25 protein-coding genes and 3 pseudogenes are annotated in these 19,242 nt (G+C 36.8%); 2 read left to right on the top strand and 26 right to left on the bottom strand.

Features of this window, described 5'->3' with window-relative positions; translation table 11 throughout:
• The 16 genes and pseudogenes from AC6HVZ_RS14580 to AC6HVZ_RS14505 all read right to left on the bottom strand — a co-directional run.
• Window positions 1-275 (bottom strand): annotated as a pseudogene (locus tag AC6HVZ_RS14580) (hypothetical protein); the annotation flags it as partial.
• A gap of 378 nt (window positions 276-653) precedes the next feature.
• Complete coding sequence (locus AC6HVZ_RS14575) at window positions 654-1,220, bottom strand: dihydrofolate reductase family protein (RefSeq protein WP_497558903.1); 567 nt, start codon at window positions 1,218-1,220, stop codon at window positions 654-656.
• Window positions 1,221-1,313: 93 nt separating this feature from the next.
• Window positions 1,314-1,823 (bottom strand): SRPBCC family protein, encoded by a 510-nt coding sequence (locus tag AC6HVZ_RS14570; RefSeq protein ID WP_497558902.1) that lies wholly within the window; start codon window positions 1,821-1,823, stop codon window positions 1,314-1,316.
• Between the two features lie 171 nt (window positions 1,824-1,994).
• The gene (locus AC6HVZ_RS14565; protein WP_497558901.1) at window positions 1,995-2,315 is read right to left on the bottom strand and encodes an ArsR/SmtB family transcription factor; all 321 of its coding nucleotides are present in this window, start codon (window positions 2,313-2,315) and stop codon (window positions 1,995-1,997) included.
• A 368-nt stretch (window positions 2,316-2,683) separates the two neighbouring features.
• On the bottom strand, window positions 2,684-2,950 hold the full coding sequence (locus AC6HVZ_RS14560; RefSeq protein ID WP_497558900.1) for a hypothetical protein: 267 nt from the start codon (window positions 2,948-2,950) through the stop codon (window positions 2,684-2,686).
• Between the two features lie 52 nt (window positions 2,951-3,002).
• Complete coding sequence (locus AC6HVZ_RS14555) at window positions 3,003-3,179, bottom strand: hypothetical protein (protein WP_497558899.1); 177 nt, start codon at window positions 3,177-3,179, stop codon at window positions 3,003-3,005.
• Window positions 3,180-3,270: 91 nt separating this feature from the next.
• Window positions 3,271-3,819 (bottom strand): annotated as a pseudogene (locus AC6HVZ_RS14550) (helicase).
• A gap of 107 nt (window positions 3,820-3,926) precedes the next feature.
• A pseudogene (locus tag AC6HVZ_RS14545) lies at window positions 3,927-4,709 on the bottom strand (class I SAM-dependent methyltransferase).
• Window positions 4,710-4,790: 81 nt separating this feature from the next.
• A complete protein-coding gene (locus AC6HVZ_RS14540) occupies window positions 4,791-5,588 on the bottom strand; it encodes an aminoglycoside adenylyltransferase domain-containing protein (protein ID WP_497558898.1) in 798 nt (265 codons plus the stop codon).
• A gap of 69 nt (window positions 5,589-5,657) precedes the next feature.
• Window positions 5,658-5,999, bottom strand: coding sequence for a hypothetical protein (locus AC6HVZ_RS14535; protein WP_497558897.1), 342 nt, complete (start codon window positions 5,997-5,999; stop codon window positions 5,658-5,660).
• 159 nt (window positions 6,000-6,158) lie between these two features.
• Entirely contained in the window at window positions 6,159-6,623 is a 465-nt protein-coding gene (locus AC6HVZ_RS14530; RefSeq protein ID WP_497558896.1) for a GNAT family N-acetyltransferase, read from the bottom strand.
• 190 nt (window positions 6,624-6,813) lie between these two features.
• Complete coding sequence (locus tag AC6HVZ_RS14525; RefSeq protein WP_497558895.1) at window positions 6,814-7,278, bottom strand: DinB family protein; 465 nt, start codon at window positions 7,276-7,278, stop codon at window positions 6,814-6,816.
• Between the two features lie 135 nt (window positions 7,279-7,413).
• Window positions 7,414-8,196 (bottom strand): hypothetical protein, encoded by a 783-nt coding sequence (locus AC6HVZ_RS14520; RefSeq protein ID WP_497558894.1) that lies wholly within the window; start codon window positions 8,194-8,196, stop codon window positions 7,414-7,416.
• On the bottom strand, window positions 8,183-9,064 hold the full coding sequence (locus tag AC6HVZ_RS14515) for an ATP-binding cassette domain-containing protein (RefSeq protein ID WP_497558893.1): 882 nt from the start codon (window positions 9,062-9,064) through the stop codon (window positions 8,183-8,185). The genes AC6HVZ_RS14520 and AC6HVZ_RS14515 overlap by 14 nt, the downstream gene beginning before the upstream one ends.
• Window positions 9,064-9,438 carry a GntR family transcriptional regulator gene (locus AC6HVZ_RS14510; RefSeq protein WP_497558892.1) on the bottom strand — a complete coding sequence of 125 codons (375 nt, stop codon included), beginning with the start codon at window positions 9,436-9,438 and terminating at the stop codon, window positions 9,064-9,066. The genes AC6HVZ_RS14515 and AC6HVZ_RS14510 overlap by 1 nt, the downstream gene beginning before the upstream one ends.
• 296 nt (window positions 9,439-9,734) lie before the next feature.
• The gene (locus tag AC6HVZ_RS14505; protein ID WP_497558891.1) at window positions 9,735-10,511 is read right to left on the bottom strand and encodes an HAD family hydrolase; all 777 of its coding nucleotides are present in this window, start codon (window positions 10,509-10,511) and stop codon (window positions 9,735-9,737) included.
• 159 nt (window positions 10,512-10,670) lie between these two features.
• Between AC6HVZ_RS14505 and AC6HVZ_RS14500 the strand changes: the two genes are divergently transcribed.
• Window positions 10,671-11,156, top strand: coding sequence for a hypothetical protein (locus AC6HVZ_RS14500; protein ID WP_497558890.1), 486 nt, complete (start codon window positions 10,671-10,673; stop codon window positions 11,154-11,156).
• Between the two features lie 260 nt (window positions 11,157-11,416).
• Here the strand turns inward: AC6HVZ_RS14500 and AC6HVZ_RS14495 are convergent, their stop codons facing one another.
• From AC6HVZ_RS14495 to cyoE, 9 genes are all read right to left on the bottom strand, one after another.
• A complete protein-coding gene (locus AC6HVZ_RS14495; RefSeq protein ID WP_497558889.1) occupies window positions 11,417-11,683 on the bottom strand; it encodes a hypothetical protein in 267 nt (88 codons plus the stop codon).
• A gap of 164 nt (window positions 11,684-11,847) precedes the next feature.
• Window positions 11,848-12,255 (bottom strand): nucleotidyltransferase substrate binding protein, encoded by a 408-nt coding sequence (locus AC6HVZ_RS14490; RefSeq protein ID WP_497558888.1) that lies wholly within the window; start codon window positions 12,253-12,255, stop codon window positions 11,848-11,850.
• Entirely contained in the window at window positions 12,224-12,562 is a 339-nt protein-coding gene (locus AC6HVZ_RS14485; RefSeq protein WP_497558887.1) for a nucleotidyltransferase domain-containing protein, read from the bottom strand. The genes AC6HVZ_RS14490 and AC6HVZ_RS14485 overlap by 32 nt, the downstream gene beginning before the upstream one ends.
• A 182-nt stretch (window positions 12,563-12,744) precedes the next feature.
• Window positions 12,745-13,281, bottom strand: a complete 537-nt coding sequence (locus AC6HVZ_RS14480) for a nitroreductase family protein (protein WP_497558886.1) — start codon at window positions 13,279-13,281, stop codon at window positions 12,745-12,747.
• 20 nt (window positions 13,282-13,301) lie between these two features.
• Window positions 13,302-13,694: a hypothetical protein gene (locus AC6HVZ_RS14475; protein WP_497558885.1), complete on the bottom strand. Its 393-nt coding sequence runs from the start codon at window positions 13,692-13,694 to the stop codon at window positions 13,302-13,304.
• A gap of 43 nt (window positions 13,695-13,737) precedes the next feature.
• On the bottom strand, window positions 13,738-14,694 hold the full coding sequence (locus AC6HVZ_RS14470; protein ID WP_497558884.1) for a carbon-nitrogen hydrolase family protein: 957 nt from the start codon (window positions 14,692-14,694) through the stop codon (window positions 13,738-13,740).
• Window positions 14,695-14,711: 17 nt separating this feature from the next.
• A complete protein-coding gene (locus AC6HVZ_RS14465; protein WP_497558883.1) occupies window positions 14,712-16,079 on the bottom strand; it encodes an FAD-binding oxidoreductase in 1,368 nt (455 codons plus the stop codon).
• A gap of 105 nt (window positions 16,080-16,184) precedes the next feature.
• Window positions 16,185-16,514, bottom strand: coding sequence for a chaperone CsaA (gene csaA / locus AC6HVZ_RS14460; RefSeq protein ID WP_497558882.1), 330 nt, complete (start codon window positions 16,512-16,514; stop codon window positions 16,185-16,187).
• A gap of 502 nt (window positions 16,515-17,016) precedes the next feature.
• Window positions 17,017-17,949, bottom strand: coding sequence for a heme o synthase (gene cyoE / locus AC6HVZ_RS14455; RefSeq protein ID WP_497558881.1), 933 nt, complete (start codon window positions 17,947-17,949; stop codon window positions 17,017-17,019).
• Between the two features lie 240 nt (window positions 17,950-18,189).
• Between cyoE and AC6HVZ_RS14450 the strand changes: the two genes are divergently transcribed.
• On the top strand, window positions 18,190-18,468 hold the full coding sequence (locus tag AC6HVZ_RS14450) for a hypothetical protein (RefSeq protein WP_497558880.1): 279 nt from the start codon (window positions 18,190-18,192) through the stop codon (window positions 18,466-18,468).
• Window positions 18,469-18,472: 4 nt separating this feature from the next.
• Here AC6HVZ_RS14450 and AC6HVZ_RS14445 read toward each other — a convergent pair whose 3' ends face one another.
• Window positions 18,473-19,132 carry a DUF3889 domain-containing protein gene (locus AC6HVZ_RS14445; protein WP_497558879.1) on the bottom strand — a complete coding sequence of 220 codons (660 nt, stop codon included), beginning with the start codon at window positions 19,130-19,132 and terminating at the stop codon, window positions 18,473-18,475.
• Window positions 19,133-19,242 lie beyond the last annotated feature (110 nt).

The raw sequence follows: 19,242 nt of genomic DNA, 5'->3' as shown, positions 1-19,242 counted from the left end.
GCAAAAACCGGCTTTTGTAGGCTTTTTTTTGAATTATATGGGGGAGAACTTTGGACTGTCAAGTTTACTAGGTCACTTTGATTATTCCCGAAAGACTTATTATGTAGGTCAGATAGTTGAACAATTTTATATCCATTAAAATTTTGAGGAAGCTTGTCTGAACGGATTGTATATTCAGTTGTTACGATTGAGTTGTTTTGAAAATAAAAAAAGTAAAGTAACAGAACCATTCCAATTAAAAGGTATAGCCATTTCTTTTTCGTTTCTTTCTTCAACATTTGCCTCCCTTATTTTTACCGATCAACTAATTCTGCCACATTAGCATAATGATGCGACTATTCTTTTTGAATAATCTTTGCCCTTGAGTTTTAATCAACTTTTAGGGTATTCAGAAAATAGTGTGGAAAAGTCAGCGCCATCTGCTCCATAATAAAAACTTTAACTTTTGGGGTTAACCACCAAACCTTGATTTCATGCGGTTTTATTTTTATGATTTGTTCTAAAATCAATTAGTTTTCAAGTTATGTCCCAGCCTTCTCTGGTACAGGATTTGCAACAATCTTTTCGTCGGATGATCTTCCAGCGTCTCAGTTTTAGCGCAGAAAGAAATGAGGATGCTTTCTTTAGTTCCAATAATAACCTAAATAAATCTGCTAAACAGACTTATAAATCAGAACTACTATGCCGGATTTAAACGTTTGTGTCCCTACAAGACTCAAATTTTTCGTATCTAAATTTTCTTTAAATAGACGTTTCCCACCACCCACAACAACTGGATGAATCATGAGTCTATATTCATCGATGAGGTCATGCTGCATCAGTGAATTGACTAATTGACCACTGCCATGAACTGTAATATCTTGACCAGATTCCTGTTTTAAATTAGATATTTCTTCTGCTAAATTACCTTTAATCAGCCTCGAATTATTCCATTCTACATCCTCCAGTGTTGTTGAAACAACATACTTTGGAAGACTGTTCATTCTTTCAGCAAATCCTGTATCATCTGTCATCGTTGGCCATGCAGCCGCAAACCCTTGATAGGTTACACGCCCCAGTAAGAGAGCGTCACTTGCAAATAGTTCATCATGCTTAAATTTCTCCGATTCCTTACTCCAGAACTGGGCACTCCATCCACCGTACTCAGATTTATCACCACCACCTGGATCTTCCATAACACCATCAAGTGTAAGAAATTCTGTTACAATAATTTTTCTCATGTTCATTCTCCTCGTATATTTTTTATTACCTGAAATCTGAGATGTGTTACATTAGGTGACTCGATTACTCTTGTGGATTTCAGTCATCTTTTCTTATTTCTTTTGGATGTTTTGCAGATGCTTTTCGAGACAATTCCACATTTCTGTAAAACCTTGGACAACTCCCATGTCAACAATGGATTCCAACTGTTTTTCAGAAGCGAATTGCGTACGGTTAACGATTTTCGTCTTCCCTTTATATTCGATAAAAGTCAACGTAACCAGCATTTCCGGCATACTTTCAACCGTATTTCCTTCTTTATCAGAGAAAACATCCGTATAGACAATTCGCTCTGGCTCATCAATTTCATGATATAATGCCTTTCCCCATGATTCTTGCCCGTCAGAGGAGCGCATACAGAAATGCCAGACACCACCAGGTTGAATATCTGTCTTATAATTTGTCGTCTTCCACCCTTTCGGTCCCCACCAGCTTTCCAAATGATTCGGGTCTGTAAAAACTTTAAACGCAAGTTCTCTCGGTGCATCAAAGATACGTTCAACGACAAGTTCCCGTCCTTCCACTCTCGAAGTCGTTTCATAGATATGTTTATGATCGCTCATGGTTAATCCTCCTTTCTTTCTTAGACTGCCAGTTCCAGTTTCAACCCATTGCTGATTGCTGCTGTTTCAGACGATCAAGTATCTGACTCGCACCTTCAATTAGGCCATACCGTCTTGTAAATGGTATTCATGTCCATCATTTGAATCCAATTTCGTTATCATTAATCATTTTCACCTTACTTTTTTTTGCAAATCGCTTAAATAATTGTCCAAGCGTTCGAATCGTTCTTCCCAGATATTTCGATATGAAGCCAACCATTGATCCAATGCTTGAAATGGTTCTGGACGCAGTTTATAAATGCGTCGATTAGCTTCTGCTTGCACTTCTACAATTTTCGCTTCATTGAGAACGCGAAGATGTTTAGATGCCTGGGGCTGACGAATTTGAAGATGGTTGGAAATTTCCCCAACTGTTCGGGGACCTTCCTTCAAATATTCAACAATTCGAAATCGATTGGGCTCTGCAAGTGCATTTAATATGGTTTGATTCACGAATTGATTTACCCCCTTACCATGACAACTGCTAAATTAATAAGACGTTCCCCCTCCACACCTTCTGAGTATACCTATTCTGGAATATTCTTGTCAAGGAATATTCATGAAATGATTGATTTTCTTGATCCGCTTAAATGTAGCTGTGAAATAAAGTTTGACCATTTTCTACTTATGCTATTCCATAAAAGCGTCATTTTAATGGAATAACCTTAATTCTGAAGCAATACTCATTAATTCCTTCATGTCCATTACTTGAAGGGTAGAAAGGTTAAGTAAATCCATTTATATCAATACCTTCCTTGTTTTCTATGAGCAAATAAGTGGCCCAATTTAATGTTTATATTGTTTAAGAATTCAAAAATGGCTTATTTGCGCCCAATTGCGTAAGATCCAGATAATGTTTGTTGCCATTGGCTTGCTGAACTAGCAGAAAAAAGAAGTCCTCCTGATAGTGAAATACAAAAATGGATAATTGCTACATTAGTAGTTAAATTTGCTACTAAGCTCCCTATTATAAATATAGAAAAACCAGTCCATATAAAAAAGGTTATAGCTAATAGCATTGATGCCATTATAACTAACATATAGTTCTTTTTAAGTAAGTTTAAATAATTTTGATAATATAGGCTCATCAATAGTGTTCCCCTTTTTTGCGACTGTGCTATGGCAAACAAACCCGTTTGTTTATTTCTGTTTATTTTTCATCTTTCGCTCAAGAAGGGCAATTATTAGATGACCTATTGTCCCACCCATAAGCATTGAAATCCACCAAATCCAGTAAAACTCACCTTTCCATAAACCAAGTATTAAAAATACAGCAGTAAAACCAAGCAAAGTTCCAAATAGCATATTTAGTCTCATAAAAACTCCTTCCAAATATAATTATTGAAATTACTGCGTTGTAAAAATTATGTACGTAATGATTAAATTAATTTTATTAAAGCTCACTTATTCACAGTCCATTTTTGACAAAAAAGATAAAATAATCATCAGGCATCCAAACGTGTTCGGCATCGGCAACGTATCCACGCAACCAGAGAACACCGTTGATTCGTCTGAGATAAGATCCTTTCGGGAAAAATTCGTCTTCGGTTAGTGGCTTTGAGGCTATTGTGATGGAGCCATACGGTGCTTGATGTAGCTGGGAAGACTTTCTCGAATTACCTTCAGGCTGATCAAGGTACTCCAGTCTTAGATGAGGGGCCAGTTCAAGTGGACACAATCCCTAACCATGTTGGCTCGCTCTGTTAAATAGTTGAGCGGTAGTAGCTCCCTCAGTCAAGCCCAGATTGCGCACGGTAAGCTCAACAGTCTTCATTCTGTATGCCTTAGCAGATGTCGTAAAATTATCATCCGCAAATAGCCTCGCTCCGTATTCGTTCATCATAATAGAGTGTTGTTGCAATTTCTGGATAAGTTGCGACTTCGTAAGGCCGCCCACCTCGACCGTTCTAGTTATACTTAGGCAGTCCGGGTATATTTTTCCATTTTCGATACTCATTCGTAATCACTCCTAAAAAATGGGTTTACTAGATTTAGGGGCGGCACAAGGCGTGTCATGCTTTTTAAAGAGCCCTATCTAGTATCCTACCTTTCACAAGAAAAATATTAATCGACCTTTAATTTAATAGCCCTCGTTGCAATAAAAGTTTTAATATGATTGTCTAGTATTCTTGTTCCACCAAAATCATCCTCATAAAAACCTGAAATAACAAATCCAGCATCAATTTGTCCTTGAATTTGGTCTTCCAAAGTATGTGCATATTCTATTGTTTGGCTTGAACTGATATAGTCCTGAACTTCGACCTCTGGCAGATAGTCTAAAGTGGATGAAGGGATGGAATGTTTCACATCAAGAATGCCTTTTCTTTCTTGATTATCATCAAAAATCCATAGCAGAGGATTCGTAAATCCAGCAATTAAAATACCTCTATTTTTTAAAACTCTTTAAGCTTCATTCCATACAGGACGAACATTTTTCACAAATAAATTTGAAACGGGATTAACAACAATATCAAAATATTCATCTTCAATATCGCTAAGGTCTGCCATATCTCCTTGTACTGTTTTTAAAGTTAGTCCATCACGTTTGGCAACCTTTTCATCTTGTTCCAATTGTTTTTTTGAAATATCAGTAACTGTTACATCTGCTCCGGCAGCAGCTAAAACTGGTCCTTGTTGCCCTCCACCAGATGCTAAGCAAAGGATTTTTAATCCCTCTAAAGATGGTGGAAACCAATTCCCTGGAACTGCTTTTTCAGTAGTGACTGTAATTTCCCATTCACCTGATTTACTTTTTTTAATTATTTCGCTACTTACAGATTGGGTGTATCTAGAACCCTCTTCAACCTTCTTGTCCCAAGCGTTGCTATTTTGTTTTGTTGTATCCATTATAATCCCCCTAGCGTTTTTTCAGTTATCCTGCAAGCTTAATTGATCAAGAGCGCAATTCCTTTTCAAGATTTGCACCAGCTAGTGTAATAACCCTTGCACCTTTTCTGCCAGATAATTTCTTAGCGATAAAAGTTCACCTTCATCAAAAGTGCAGATCCCTTCATTATCCGTGTATATATCAACCACTTTTCTAACTGTACTTCTTAATTCTTGTGGCAACGTTTTTAGTCCCCAGTTACCAGCTTCTTGCTTTGATGAAATTACTCCTTCTTTTAGATACCAAAATACTCTTAACAAATTTAACGAACAATAAATTGGGTCTTCTTCAATATTCTCCAGACACTCCTGAAAATCACCTACTATTGACGATATATAATCTGACCTTGGAACGAAAGGGAAAACTTCATTAATAGGTTCCCCTTCTACACATATACCTCTGTAATTAGTTATCGTTATATGTGCAGCTATATCTGCATCAGTGCTAATATCTTCATTTATAAATTTATATGTACCCCTTAACAAATCATTTTCATAGCGTTTTCTCCAGAACTCGCTATAATGAAAATCAAATGGACAGGGATGTTGCCAATCCTTTAATTGGTCTGTACTTAGGAAACTTATCTCAATTGGAAATGGGGCATTAGAATATATAAATAAGAGCTTTGCTAAATTCCTTTTATCCTCAACTTTCAATGATTTCTTCGTAATAACCAAAACATCAATATCGCTACTTTTAGGATTAAACCCTCCCATAGCTAAAGAACCGTGTATATAAAACCCTATGAAATCTTCATTGATTATTTTCTTAATCTCTCTTTTTAGATTATAAATAAAATCTTTTACATCAGAAGGACACGTTTTCCAACCATAACCCACTTTTCGTTCCTCACTTCTTATTCTAATTAACATTCACACCTTAGCTTAACAAGAATTTAATAAAACCCACTACTCCTTTACTAAATCAATCTCTTCCGACTTCCCATCCCACTGTACAGTTAAATTTATATCTTCAGCATCATCATCGAATGATCCATTCACAAACCAAACACCATTATCACTAGAGGGAAGATTATTACCATCAGCTGTTGATTTTCCTTGTTCCATAATATAACTTATCTTCTCTGGTATAGGTTCCTCTCCGATATATTTAAAAGTAAAGTTTTCATCTCTTCCATAATTGACCTTCCAATCATCACCTTTCCAGATATAAACCAACTCTTCAGTTTTTGAACAAGCTGTTAAAAATATGCCAGAAACAATTAATAGTATTAAAAATCTTTTTAACATTAAATTCTCCTCCCTCTAATTTATGAAACATAAAACATCCCGTCTTTTTATTACATACGGAACTGTACAATAAAAAATTTTCAATATTATTAAACTATTCAGATTTTTGTTGAAGCGATCACTCTTATTGAATTGAACCAGCTACTTTAAGAAAAGTTATTAACATTTATATTCCATTTTCAAAAACTCAAATGTGCTGCCATTTGTATCTTGCATAAAAGTCTCTACATCTTTAAATCCGACTTTTCTATATAGTTTTATCGCTCTTTGATTAAAAGTTGCTACTGATAATGTGATTTTTTCAGGTTTAAATTTTGTTTGAATAAAGTTAATGCCTGCCTTTAAAAATTCTATCCCATTGCCTTTTCCAGTTAAATCTGGACTCATTCCTAAGCCAATATCAAAAGTTCTGTCAGCAACTTTACGAATACTAAAGAAAGCAACCAATTCACTCTCTTTTGTTACAGCAAACGTTGAATTCCCTCGTTTTTCTGGGTTTAAAAATTCGTCTAAATCTTCTTTATCAGCTTCCATATCATAAAAAGAATACTCCCCATCATAATGCCAGTTAAATGCAATAATTTCTGCTTGTTCTTGTGTCAAAATGCTAAATGTATATGCCATATAAATCCCCTTCGTACATTTAATGGATTCAACAACCTTTTTTAATAATGCTCTGGGATTAACTAATCGAATAGCTAAATACGCTTTATTTTGACAAGATACAAATTAAGGCATTTCTACTTTAACTAACCTTCTCCATTCGTACCACAAGAAATAGATCTTCTTGAACCAAAGCACCTATTTAAGAAGATTATTCAAACATTAAAATTTTAGGGTCTTTATCGTAACAATGAACAAGCATAGCATGTAATTGTCCTCTATGATGATAAACATGTGCTAATATCTCTAACAACCATTCATATCTTGTATAAGTCAAACCCCAATAGGAAGTAGTTTGATATAAAAGATCTATGTCCTTTAAATCCATATAATTATTTTTTAATGAATTAAAATTACTAAGCAAACCTTCTTCTATTGAATCTAAAGTTTTATATGATATAGTAGAATAAAAATTTCCCATCTCTTCTTGGGTTGCCTCGTTAGAGATACGCCAGTCTGCTTCACAAATTACCGCAATATGTTCCAATAATTCTCCGATAGACTGCTTATTAAATGTTGGTCTTTTTTGTAAATCTGCTTCATCTAATTTATGTATTATTTCAATTATTGTTTTGACGGCAACTTCAATTTGGTGTAAAGCGCTTTCGCAATTCATAAGTACCTCCTTGTTAAACAACCCAATTATAGTTTAATAACTTTTTATTATTGTAACATAAACCTTAACCTAATTATCAAAAGACAAGGAGTCAGAATTCCTGACAGAACCTAGCCCCCGCCCTTCCATTCACACTTACATTTTAATCGTAACCCGTTTCGTTAGCTGGCGAATAATCCAAACAGGAAGAATAATGACTAGCAATATAACGAATAAAGTAATACTCGATGGGAGTGATGCTAATGCAGAAAACCTATCAAATATAGGCAAATCCAAGGCTATTCTTATCATGGTGTCTCCAAACATTAAAATAAGGATAGAAGCAACAATGGAAACTATACCAATTATAAAATCATATTTGTAAAAGCTTGCGCTGATTAGCCAACCTAGTAAATAATACATAAATAAATTTAAACTAAATACTCCAAGGGCTAATAGCCAGTTACTACTGGGATCAACATGTGGCGATAATATAACTGTCTGGACAATATCTCCAATGATATCACCAACATCACCATTTATTTCCTGAATGACGGAATTAATGTCCGCTTCCCGATAATTTATATTCACTATTGCCTTCGTTATTGAAGAGATAATGAATGCCAATATTGGAAGAGAAATAGATAACCCAATCGATGCAAGAAGTGCACCTTTAAAATAATCCTTTCTCGTCACACCATTTTCTACATAATGCGGAAGAAAATGAATACAGATAATACCAATGACAAGCATAAAAATATTCGCCGTAGTAAATACTGAATTATAAAAGGTATCAACTTCATCTCCCTGGAAAAATGTCAGCCTTCCTATTCTCCAAAAATGAATGATTAACATGATACCAAAAAATCCCAATGACCAAGTCAATTGCATAACATACATGTCTAAAGCAATTTTAGGGAAATGATTATTTTGTTTCATATTCCTTTTCCTCTCCTGTTAAATGGATAAATAAATCCTGTAATGAAAGGTTTGATATTTCGAGCTCAGCATGCGATGCTACTTTTCGTTCCTCTTGACTAAGCTCTCCATAAATGACAACCGCTTTTGTATCTCCAAGTTGTTCTATATTTAATTGCTTCTTGGATCCTACAAATTCATCCACTAAATCCTTCCTTCCCGTTACCTTAGCCCCTTTTATGGTAAAGGAATCAACATCCTCATGAAGTAAAATTTCTCCTTTGTGTAATAAAATAACTTCATCAAATAAATAATCCATTTCCGAAACAAGATGCGTGGAAAGGATGAAGGTTCGAGGATATTCTGCTTGATCCTGCAAGAGTTCCTTGTAAAAAATATCCCTTGAAGGTGCATCCATTCCAAGATATACTTCGTCAAATATGGTTATAGGTGCTCTCGTTGCTAAACCAACCGCCACATTAAATGCGGATTGCATTCCTTTTGAAAATTTCTTAAGCGGTTTCTTCTTATCAAGTTTAAATCGCTTAATCAAATGCTCCGCATAGTCTATATCAAAATTTGGCCGATACCTTTGTACATCTTTAAGCATTGATTTTATATTGTCTGATTCATCTTTAAAATCTTTGTTGTACAAAAATAGTACTTGTTGCATGATATTCGCATTTTCAAACGGTACTTCTCCATTCATCGTAATTGACCCAGATGTTGCTTCCCGGAAGGATGCCAGAATAGATAGAAGAGATGTTTTTCCTGCGCCATTTCTTCCGAGTAGCCCATATATTTTCTTATCCGTTAGTTCAAATGTAATATTTTTTAATGCATCATCCCTGCCATAACGCAGCCCTAAATTTTCGACCTTAACATTCATTACAAGTCACGACCTTTCACTCTTTTTATAAATTGAATAATTTCAGCTTCTGTAATTTCCAGTTTTTCAGCTTCATGCACGAGCCTCAAAACATAATCCTCAATAAATGCCTCTTTTCGCTGTCCGATCAGTTTTTCCTTTGCTTCTTCTGCGACAAACATACCGATCCCTCTCTTTTTATAAAGAATTCCTTCATCAACTAACTGATTTATTCCTTTTGATACAGTGGCATGATTGATTTTGTAAAAATTCACAAGCTGGTTTGTCGAAGGTGCTTGCTCCCCTTCTTTTAATTGATTATTGATAATTTGATCTTCTATTTTTTCGCGTACCTGTATATAGATAGGTTTATCTTGATCAAACGGGTTGCTCATCTTTATTCACCACCATTCTGTAGAACCGTTATACACTTATACGGTTATATACATGTGTGTATAACCATAACAGTTGTTTCTTTATATGTCAATGCGGTATTTGACTATTTTTAGAATTGCTCTACTCATTTCACATTAAAAGGGCTTAGAGATTTTTTCTCTAAGCCCTTAATATTTGTTGTTTATTCAACCTGCCTAACTACCCTACTCCAAATACTTCCACCATTTTATTGGTATTTACAAAACTTACTTATTCATTTTCGATTTTATACCCCAATTCTTTTAGCTGTATGCCTTTATCGAATCAAAGGCATAAGCTCACTCAAACTAGTAATCTCATATGTCGGACTCACATCTCCTCTTTCCAATTGATGGCGATTCACCCAGACCGAATCTATCCCAGATCGTACTGCTCCTATTATATCTGTATTTAAATTATCTCCCACCATCAACGCCTCTTCTTTTCGAACAGAAAGAAGTTCCAATGCATGTGCAAAAATTGCCGGGTCTGGCTTTCCTTTTCCAAATGCTCCAGAGATAACGATATGTTCAAAATAAGAATTGAATTCAGGTGTGAGTTTAAGCTTTGCTTGCTGAAGACTCGGTGACCCGTTGGTAAGCAGCAGCAATTGGTATTTGCCTTTCAGTTGATCCAAAACGCTAAATGAATCCTCATAAACAAATGCTTTTTCCTTGCGTTTCTCAGGAAAGTCTTTCGCAAGTACAGATCCAAATTCAGGATCGTCAATTCCCAAATCCTTTAATCCCTTTGTCCAGGCCTCCTTTCGATAGACAGGTACAATTTCCTTTAATCTCTGAAAAGCATCACCCTCATCTGAAAAATCCCCCCACAGTCCTTCAAATGGATTAATTCCAATCATCTGTGTGAAATCATATGTATCATACGAAGCGTACAACGTTCTGGCATTCTCTCTTACTCTCTCTTCTAATTTTGCAGAATTAATTCCATACTTTGCCTCGGCAAGTTTACACGTGGAATTAAAAGCCTCTGCAATACTCTTTTTATCCCAAAGCAGAGTGTCGTCCAAATCAAAAATAATTGCTTTAAGCATCTATAAGTCTCCTATTCTTTATTAATCTATACTTATTATCATAACATTACACATTTTAGTTCACCATTCCGTTGCATTCGTAACTATAAACGTGATAATGATCACATTATATTAACAAAAAGCCATTACACTATACACATGGGACGGAAGGTGAGTGTGATGCGTGAAATTATTCTTTTGATTCATATATTTCTTGCCATTGTTTGGGCAGGGGGAATTATGTTTATTGGCTGGGGTGTTTATCCTGCAACGATGAGTTTGTCACTTGCTATTCAACGAAAATTTCTTACCTCTCTAATGAAATGGGCGCATCATTTTCTTACATTGGCTGGATTTTTTGTTATCGTTACAGGAATATTGCTTGGCACTATTCTGGGTCCCATTGTATCGTGGGATATTTTATGGAATACGGCATATGGAAACACCTGGCTTGCTGCATTGCTCATTGGTACCTTCACATTGGTTTGGGGAATAATTGTTGGATATAGAGAGATGATGATGATCTTTACAGATGATTTCCTATGGCTTGAAGCAGAAAATGGTAACAAAAAGCCGTTAATACGGGAGTTAATCAGGCTTGCTGCATTAGAGTCAGTTGAAGTTGTCAGTTTTGTCATACTTATTTGTCTAATGATTTCAATTTGATGTGAAGGCTCCATATGTTTTCAGCGAACAATATTTCTACTGTAGCTTGCGAATAAAGTTTGGTTAAAAACACTTACAAACCCATCTGTTACGATTAAGTAGAAGAATCCATTTTAAAAGAAGATTGTTCAAAATGGATTCTTCTTGAAATTAATAAACCCATCTGTTTTTTTATTATACTGATCTTCAAACTTACAGGTGAATTTAGATGGGGATTCATTAAAACAAGTGGCCTTTCCGGTGAAAAAATCTCTCCTTGACTATGTAAAATCCCGAAGAAAGTCAGATGGTGTATAAACCGTTGTATATTCCTTAATTTCATCAGTATGGAAGTCTTTATCTCTAGTTATCAAAATACCGGGTTCAGCAATTGCGAGTGACAAAAGAATAGGAATATCCTTTTCATCACGGATATCTGGAATTAAATATGGTGTATAATCAGAAGGGATATATGTTAATTCAAATTCAAGAATTGTTAATAAACGATCCAATGTGTTCATTTTATTTGGAATTTTTTTATTAATCACTCTTGAAACTTCAGTAATGGAAAAACTACAAATAACTAATTGATGGTACTCAGGTTATATATTTTACTGCCTCCAGCCAGACAAATGCAGCCTGCGGTGGAAGTATCCTGCTGCAATACTTGCTGGCTTCAGCTGTCCCACTAATAGTAACAATTACCTAAAAACTATCTTATCTTTTTTAATTCTTCTTCCAAGGTACTACCCAGTTTAGACAAAAGATAGCTGTAGGTGCTTTTCACTTTGTTATAAATCAGTCTAGCTTCCTCTTCATCATAGAGATGGGAAGTTTTATTTCGGTCTATCATCATATCAATCCATTGTTCCCCGTCCTCAATTAAACCGTATGTATAAGCTTCTCTGATAGTTGCCCTGGGACTTCCCGAGTTCATAATCCCCGTATATTCTAAATACATTTTCATCAACTTCCAGCTTAATTCAAAAGTAAATTCAAATCTCTGTATAACGCCGTCGTAAACAATATCATCGTATATTTGAATTTTTGTTGCTTCATTAAGCCGGCTACTCGCACGTTTATAATCATCAAGCTTCTCGTAGAGCCTTTCCCTGTTCATAAATAACCACACCCTCTTTTTGGATATTTAAAATCATCTTTTCCTTAGATAGCCGGTTCATAAAAACCACATCAATTTTTAATGGTGTAGGCAATTCGTATATAGAGTGTTCCATTAAATTCTGTATAGAATGAGTACTATTTATAGTAAAGACAGCCAAATCGATATCAGAAGACCTGTGATAGTCACCTCTTGCACGGGACCCAAATAAAACAACTTTTTCTATTTGATGATTATTCTCACAATATCTTTGCAATTCATTAATAAAGCGCTTTGATATTCCCGTTGCCCCCCAATAAGTTCCCATTACATTTCACTCCAATCCACTATAAGCATATTAATAATAATTCATTTGAAACACGAATGGAAGGAAGGTTTGAAAATCTACAATCCCTGATTGCGTAATTTAAAGAATTCTACAATCAACACAATTTCACCAAACTTTATTTTAAAACCACAACCATTGTTAGCTGTTTTTATAAAAGTAGTTCAGTCAGATGCGCCGTCGAACTTCTCATAATGAACCACATTCTCCCGTGCAATATGTTTCTTCGACTTTGGAGTTTCCTCCGGATAACCAAGACCCAAAATCGCAACCACACGGTAATCCTGTGGTATATCCAGCAGGCCTCGCACATGGTTTTCTCTGTCAATCGATTCCTGTTCATCCTCTGAATGATAGACTGCACCGAATGCTGCTCCTAATCCAACCTCCACTGCTTCCAGCCAGACAAATGCTGCTGCAATGGAAGTATCCTGCAGCCAGTACTTGCTGGCATCAGGTATCCCACTGATAACAATAGCTGCAGGTGCTTCTTTCAGCCATTTCATATATGGTGTTGTTTCTGCAAGTTTATCCAGATTAGCACGATTCTTAACAACAATTAAGTTTTTGGACGGCAGGTTATTACCTGTCGGGGCAAAAAACCCCGCATCCTCTACCTTATTTAAAATATCAGCATCTATTGGTTTATTCTTGTATTTTGTAATTTCCCTTCGTGCTTGAATTGCTTGAAACACATCCATGTAAACCTCCTCCATTTCGTTTATTTTCTCTTTCTAAAGGATTTAAACATCATATAAATTACGAAGGCTACAACGGCATAGAACAAGAAGAATACCAGAAAACCCCATAATCCCATGACGGCATCTGCAAATTCCATGTTTCCCCGATTCGTAATGGCCTGCTGCAGCTCAATTGCAAAAACTAAAACAACCATGACTGTAAAGGTATAAATAAATGCCAGAATAGTAATATTCCATTTCATCATTTCGATAAATTTAAAGAAAATATATACAAAGAAAAAGGTTACAATCCCAATGATACCAATCACCCAGAAATGAAGCTGCTTGTCAGTCAGGTGCAGGCCAAACATGTCGATCAATATATCATGAATTGTATTAACTATTTCTGCCAATATGATAATGATTTCTTTCATTTCTTACCTCCATGCTGTTGCTGACTGATACAGATTTTGCAAGTTAAAGTTTCATATTTTTCCTCGGTTCTTGCTTTTCTTCATTGATCTGTAATTGAAAGATATCATTACGTGCATAATGTCCTACTGGATCAAAATCAAATTTTGCGGCAGTAATTTTGTTTAAATCAAGTGTCGTGATCAGGATTTCCTCTTGTTCCCAGGAAGGCTCCACAAGATAGTTGCCCAGTGGATCAACAATGGCGCTTCCGCCTTTAGACATTTCATCGGCTGCATTTTCCAGTTCAGCAAAGCAGGCCAAATCTTCAGGATACATGGATTTGGTTACATACTGATTGACTCCGACGACAAAACAACGTCCTTCCATGGCAATATGGCGTAATGTTGATTGCCAGGATTCACGCATATCTGCTGTCGGGGCAAGGTAGATCTGCACACCTTTGGAATACATAGCTGCACGGGCGAGTGGCATGTAATTTTCCCAGCAGATGAGTGCACCAATTTTACCAAAAGGTGTATCAAAAACAGGCATCGTACTTCCATCACCTTCACCCCAAATCAGGCGTTCCGATCCAGTAGGCTTTAGCTTACGATGCTTTCCAAGCAACTCACCTTCTGGACTAAAGAATAACACAGTACAATACAGTGTTGTGTCACTCCACTGATTATCACGCTCTGTGATTCCCATGATCAAATATACATTATTTTCTTTGGCAATTTCGCCCAGATAATCCGTTTCCTCTAAAGGTACAGCAACAGAATTTTCCACATATCGAACAAAGTCACTCCGTCCGGCATCGTTGCGACTTCCTATTATCGCACCAAAACTCATCCCCCGTGGATATGCAGGCAAATAGGATTCTGGAAAAACAACGATGTTAGCACCTTTGGCAGCGGCCTCTTTTGTTAGATTAGCTGCTTTTTTAAGACTTTTTTCCAGATTGAAAATTTCAGGTACTGCTTGAATGGCAGCAATCGTTGGGTTTGTGTAATTTTTCATTATATTTGTCTCCTCATTTAATCCAGATCAATAACTTTTCCAGGATTAAGCATACCAGCGGGATCCAAGGCAGCTTTTATCTTTCGCATAACATCAAGCGCAGGTCCGTGTTCCTGTTGCTGATATTTCTTTTTTCCGACACCAACACCGTGCTCCCCCGTACAGGTGCCACCTCTGGCAAGTGCATAACCCACGATTTGTTCATTCACCTGATTGGCTTTTGCTATATCTGATGGATTATTTACATCAATCATTAATAAGATATGATAATTGCCATCACCAACATGCCCGACAATTCCTCCCACCAGTCCTGAAGCTTCTACAGCGGATCTAGCATCCTTAATAGCTCCTGCAAGTTCTGAGATTGGCAGACAGACATCTGTTACCATTTGCCTTTTACCGGGGTTCCCATGAATATATGCATATGCTGCATTGTGTCGTGCGTCCCACAGGCGGTTTCGTGCGGCTGTATCGGTTTCAAAAATAAGCTCCTTACAGTTAAAATCACTTACAATTTCACGTGTGAAATTCACGTCCTGCTTAAGGCCTGCTTCATTCCCGTGAAATTCCAAAAATAATGTTGGCACTTCCGCATATTCTGTTTCGCTATACCAATTGATCTGTTTCATTGACTGTTCATCAACCAATTCAACCCGTGCAATAGGAATGCCTGCCTGAAGTATACCAATAACCGCATCGACTGCGTCATCAATCGAACTAAAAGCTGCTCTTCCCGCCGTTGTATGTTCAGGTATACCGTAAACTTTTAACGTTAATTCTGTAAAACATCCCAATGTTCCCTCAGACCCTATGAAAATACCATTTAGATGATATCCGGATGAGGACTTTGCAGCTAAACTCCCGGTATGAAAAACTGTACCATCTGCAAGAACAACCTCCAAATCACGAACATTATCCCGCATGATTCCATACTTTACGGAAGTGGTTCCGCTTGCATTCGTCGCAGCCATCCCGCCAAGTGTCGCATCTGCACCTGGGTCTACAGAGAAAAATAACCCATGCTTTTTCAATGCCTTATCCAGCTGTGTCCTTGTAACACCAGGCTGTACCTTAACAAGGAAATCCTCTGCTCTAACCTCCAAAATTTTATTCATCATGGAAAAATCAATCATTATCCCCTGTTCATAGGGAATCATATTTCCTTCAAGACTTGATCCTAGACCAAACGGTACAACAACAGTCTCGTATTTTTTTGCCAGTTTCATAATCTCGCTTACTTCTTCCCTGTTTTCAGGAAATACTACGACATCAGGTAAATATGGGGTATGATAGGATTCATCTTTACTATGTAATTCCAGAATTGTATCGTTTTTGGTTACACGCTCAGGTGATAACGCTTTCTCTAATTCTTCAAAAAGACTCATGTGGTTCATCTCCTTAATCCTTTATTATCATTTGTTTAATAATTCGTTACAATATAATAATCCTATCATATTGTGCTGAGGATATGGGCTAAGTTCTACAAGAAATCAAGAGATTGGTGTACCATTTTCAACAGTTTCATCCGGTCTTAAAAGCACCACGTCACCTTCCTCCTGTACACCTCCAATTACCAGTACTTCCGATTTGAAACCTGCAACACGCATTGGGGGAAAATTTACTACCCCAACAACTTGGCGACCAATAAGCTGCCCGGGTTCATATCTTCGTGTAATTTGTGCTGATGAGTTTTTAATGCCAATTTCCCCAAAATCAATTTTTAATTTAATTGCGGGTTTTCTTGCTTCCGGAAAAGCCTCCGCATTCAACACAGTACCGATACGGATATCCAGCTTTGTAAAATCTTCAATCGTTATCATAACAAGCGCCTCCAATTTAGATGATAAATTATCTTATCCATATTATATTACTTCTGTTTTTTTCCTGAATATCCTTCTTTAAGTGCGTGTTTAAGAAGGAGAATAAAGTGAAACTTCATTCAGTGGGGGGGTTCCCTTCCTCCCCCACTGAATGTTAGTACCTCATGATATGACCTAAAGGCCCTTGAACAGAATCAGGAAATTTACGGGCTGTTTTTATCCCCCACCTTCACGTTTGGGATTTCTCACGCTTAGAGGTGGGTGATTACAGCCCGTTAATGCGTGATAAAAAGGACCGAGGAGTTCTAGACGGCATAGCTCCCTGTAGCGGAACGTATGTAATTAATAAGTGAGAAAATGTTCTCGCTTGCAGGAAAAGTATTTTTCCTATCCAAGGAACCCAAAAGCAAGCCAAATAAAAACATCGATGTGTCAATTACCGGATTTTTTGAACAATCTCTTTTATAGAGATTAACCTTAAGCATTTACTGGCTAAGCTATTTCATAAATCAAAGAAAATACCCATAAGTGAATAAATAATTACAGTCGAAAATAGAACAGTCATATGAAGAAGTGAATAAACAAACATTGATTTTGCCCATTTCACTGAATCCATTTTATTATACCCATACATACTTAGAACAAGCCAAACAATGCTTAGAAGAAGTGCCACTAACATCAATCCAAGACTTAAAGAGCCAAACAGAAAGCTAATTGCAATTAAAATGACTAAATATATATTTGTTTGTATATACGTTCTTCTAACACCCTTCACTACCGGAAGCATTGGAACCTTAGCTGCCTTATACTCGTCATGTCTGCGAATAGCTATGGCATAAAAATGTGGCATTTGCCAAATAATTGTAATAACAAACAGACCAAGAATAGCTGGATGGGTAATATCCGGATAAATAGCTGCCCATCCAATCAGGGGTGGCATAGCTCCGGAAATACTTCCAATCTCGGTATTATAAACTGTCCTTCTTTTACTCCACATCGTATATGGGACAACATAAAAAAATAAACCTAAAAATCCTAATAATGCTGCTAATTTGGTTGTCAATGCAAGCGAAGCTATTCCAAGCACTGCCATGAACAAAGCAAGCCACAATACAGTTTTGATCTTTATTTCTCCTGTTACTGTTGGTCTGTTTTTTGTTCTCTCCATAATAGTATCTATATCACGATCATATACGTTATTATAAGCTCCTGCTGCACCAATTACTAAGATAGAACCAATCAAAGCAAATAAAATTTCTGGAACCTTATCGATTAAATCAATCTGGTATGTATATAAAGCTAATGTTAACCCTGCGAGCATTGGAATTAAATTGGATTTGATGATACCTGTTTTAATTGTTGCTGCCAAAATTTTTGATAAAGTTTGATTTGATCTCTCATGGGAATTTTCATTAAAATAATTATCTTTTGTCATATCTATTATTCCTTTTTTATTTCAAGTATAACATTTCAACATTTTATGCGCATAAAATAAGCAGTCCAGAAGGGAGAAACGGATTCATTGTCTTAGTAGTCAGAGATATCTAAATGAGATTACTGCAGATCAGGATATAGGCTATCGGTAAACTGGGTAAACGAATATATCATCGGGAGAGCTTGGATATCGTCCGGAAAACGTGGATATCGCCAGGAGAATGGATTTATCGTCCGGAGAATGGATTTATCGCCCGGTGAACCTATTTATCGTCCGGTGTGCGGCGATATCGTCCGGAGAATGGATTTATCGCCCGGTGAACAGATTTATCGTCCGGTGAGCGGCGATATCGTCCGGAGAATGGATTTATCGCCCGGTGAACAGATTTATCGTCCGGTGTGCGGCGATATCGCCAGGAGAATGGATTTATCGCCCGGTGAACAGATTTATCGTCCGGTGAGCGGCGATAATAAAACGATACAGTGCTCGATATCACGAACAGGCTGTACCGCTTCTTAATTATTCACGCTTCCATTAGATCAAACGAAATAACCCGGTCAGTTTCCGTGTCATAAATAACGGTTCCCCTTACTCTAATATCACCTTGAGGGGAGGCAAGTAGATATTCATATACTTCCTGAGTTTGGGTTTCGGATAGTTGACTTTCCTCCACTTTGTCATACTCCGTAACATCATAATTTGGATAAGCTGTTTGTGCAATTTCTAGCAAATATTTCCCCCATTTCTGCTCCTCTAATTCCGGCGAAGGTGTAATCGTTACATTGATAACCCCAACACTTGGGTTTGAACCAAGTGCTTCAAATGCTCTGCGATGGAGATTAATTCTATTTGCTGGGTAGCCTGGAACTTTATCAACCACCGTTACCAGTACCTCCCTTTGTCCAGGTATGGAGAGATTCCTTATTTTAAGTGTCTGTCCACATTGATAAGGGGAATTAATGCCAACAGCTGCAGTCATATACTGATTATCTGACCAAGGAATCCCACACTGTGTAACCTGTCCTCCCTCTGTCCATGTTGCCTGACCATTAACAGATTGCTGACGTTCAGTGATATCGAATAACATTGAATTATTATAGTACTGCCTGGCATATGAATGCTGCCAATAGGGATAATTTACAAACCAGTTTGTATGATGCATATATGGATAATTTGAATACATCCTTTTTCCTCCTGTCTTTAGGTTAACCCTTGATAACATATGATCATATATGGTTGACCCGTGACAGAAGGGTATCTATTAAGTCCGCAGACGATTGCATTAAAAAAATC

Source organism: Oceanobacillus sp. NCCP-135 (assembly GCF_059698015.1).
This window is presented reverse-complemented; position numbering and strand designations above follow the sequence as displayed.

What these genes read in the sequence shown, in the direction of transcription:
- AC6HVZ_RS14505 (WP_497558891.1), bottom strand. Translation starts at nt 10,511, where the DNA reads ATGCTTAAAGCAATTATTTTTGATTTGGACGACACTCTGCTTTGGGAT.
- AC6HVZ_RS14560 (WP_497558900.1), bottom strand. Translation starts at nt 2,950, where the DNA reads ATGAGCCTATATTATCAAAATTATTTAAACTTACTTAAAAAGAACTAT.
- AC6HVZ_RS14465 (WP_497558883.1), bottom strand. Translation starts at nt 16,079, where the DNA reads ATGAGTCTTTTTGAAGAATTAGAGAAAGCGTTATCACCTGAGCGTGTA.
- AC6HVZ_RS14575 (WP_497558903.1), bottom strand. Translation starts at nt 1,220, where the DNA reads ATGAGAAAAATTATTGTAACAGAATTTCTTACACTTGATGGTGTTATG.
- AC6HVZ_RS14535 (WP_497558897.1), bottom strand. Translation starts at nt 5,999, where the DNA reads ATGTTAAAAAGATTTTTAATACTATTAATTGTTTCTGGCATATTTTTA.
- AC6HVZ_RS14480 (WP_497558886.1), bottom strand. Translation starts at nt 13,281, where the DNA reads ATGGATGTGTTTCAAGCAATTCAAGCACGAAGGGAAATTACAAAATAC.
- AC6HVZ_RS14500 (WP_497558890.1), top strand. Translation starts at nt 10,671, where the DNA reads ATGCGTGAAATTATTCTTTTGATTCATATATTTCTTGCCATTGTTTGG.
- AC6HVZ_RS14450 (WP_497558880.1), top strand. Translation starts at nt 18,190, where the DNA reads ATGGATTTATCGCCCGGTGAACCTATTTATCGTCCGGTGTGCGGCGAT.
- AC6HVZ_RS14485 (WP_497558887.1), bottom strand. Translation starts at nt 12,562, where the DNA reads ATGGGAACTTATTGGGGGGCAACGGGAATATCAAAGCGCTTTATTAAT.
- AC6HVZ_RS14515 (WP_497558893.1), bottom strand. Translation starts at nt 9,064, where the DNA reads ATGAATGTTAAGGTCGAAAATTTAGGGCTGCGTTATGGCAGGGATGAT.
- AC6HVZ_RS14530 (WP_497558896.1), bottom strand. Translation starts at nt 6,623, where the DNA reads ATGGCATATACATTTAGCATTTTGACACAAGAACAAGCAGAAATTATT.
- cyoE (WP_497558881.1), bottom strand. Translation starts at nt 17,949, where the DNA reads ATGACAAAAGATAATTATTTTAATGAAAATTCCCATGAGAGATCAAAT.
- AC6HVZ_RS14490 (WP_497558888.1), bottom strand. Translation starts at nt 12,255, where the DNA reads ATGAACAGGGAAAGGCTCTACGAGAAGCTTGATGATTATAAACGTGCG.
- AC6HVZ_RS14520 (WP_497558894.1), bottom strand. Translation starts at nt 8,196, where the DNA reads ATGAAACAAAATAATCATTTCCCTAAAATTGCTTTAGACATGTATGTT.
- AC6HVZ_RS14510 (WP_497558892.1), bottom strand. Translation starts at nt 9,438, where the DNA reads ATGAGCAACCCGTTTGATCAAGATAAACCTATCTATATACAGGTACGC.
- csaA (WP_497558882.1), bottom strand. Translation starts at nt 16,514, where the DNA reads ATGATAACGATTGAAGATTTTACAAAGCTGGATATCCGTATCGGTACT.
- AC6HVZ_RS14555 (WP_497558899.1), bottom strand. Translation starts at nt 3,179, where the DNA reads ATGAGACTAAATATGCTATTTGGAACTTTGCTTGGTTTTACTGCTGTA.
- AC6HVZ_RS14525 (WP_497558895.1), bottom strand. Translation starts at nt 7,278, where the DNA reads ATGAATTGCGAAAGCGCTTTACACCAAATTGAAGTTGCCGTCAAAACA.
- AC6HVZ_RS14475 (WP_497558885.1), bottom strand. Translation starts at nt 13,694, where the DNA reads ATGAAAGAAATCATTATCATATTGGCAGAAATAGTTAATACAATTCAT.
- AC6HVZ_RS14445 (WP_497558879.1), bottom strand. Translation starts at nt 19,132, where the DNA reads ATGTATTCAAATTATCCATATATGCATCATACAAACTGGTTTGTAAAT.
- AC6HVZ_RS14570 (WP_497558902.1), bottom strand. Translation starts at nt 1,823, where the DNA reads ATGAGCGATCATAAACATATCTATGAAACGACTTCGAGAGTGGAAGGA.
- AC6HVZ_RS14470 (WP_497558884.1), bottom strand. Translation starts at nt 14,694, where the DNA reads ATGAAAAATTACACAAACCCAACGATTGCTGCCATTCAAGCAGTACCT.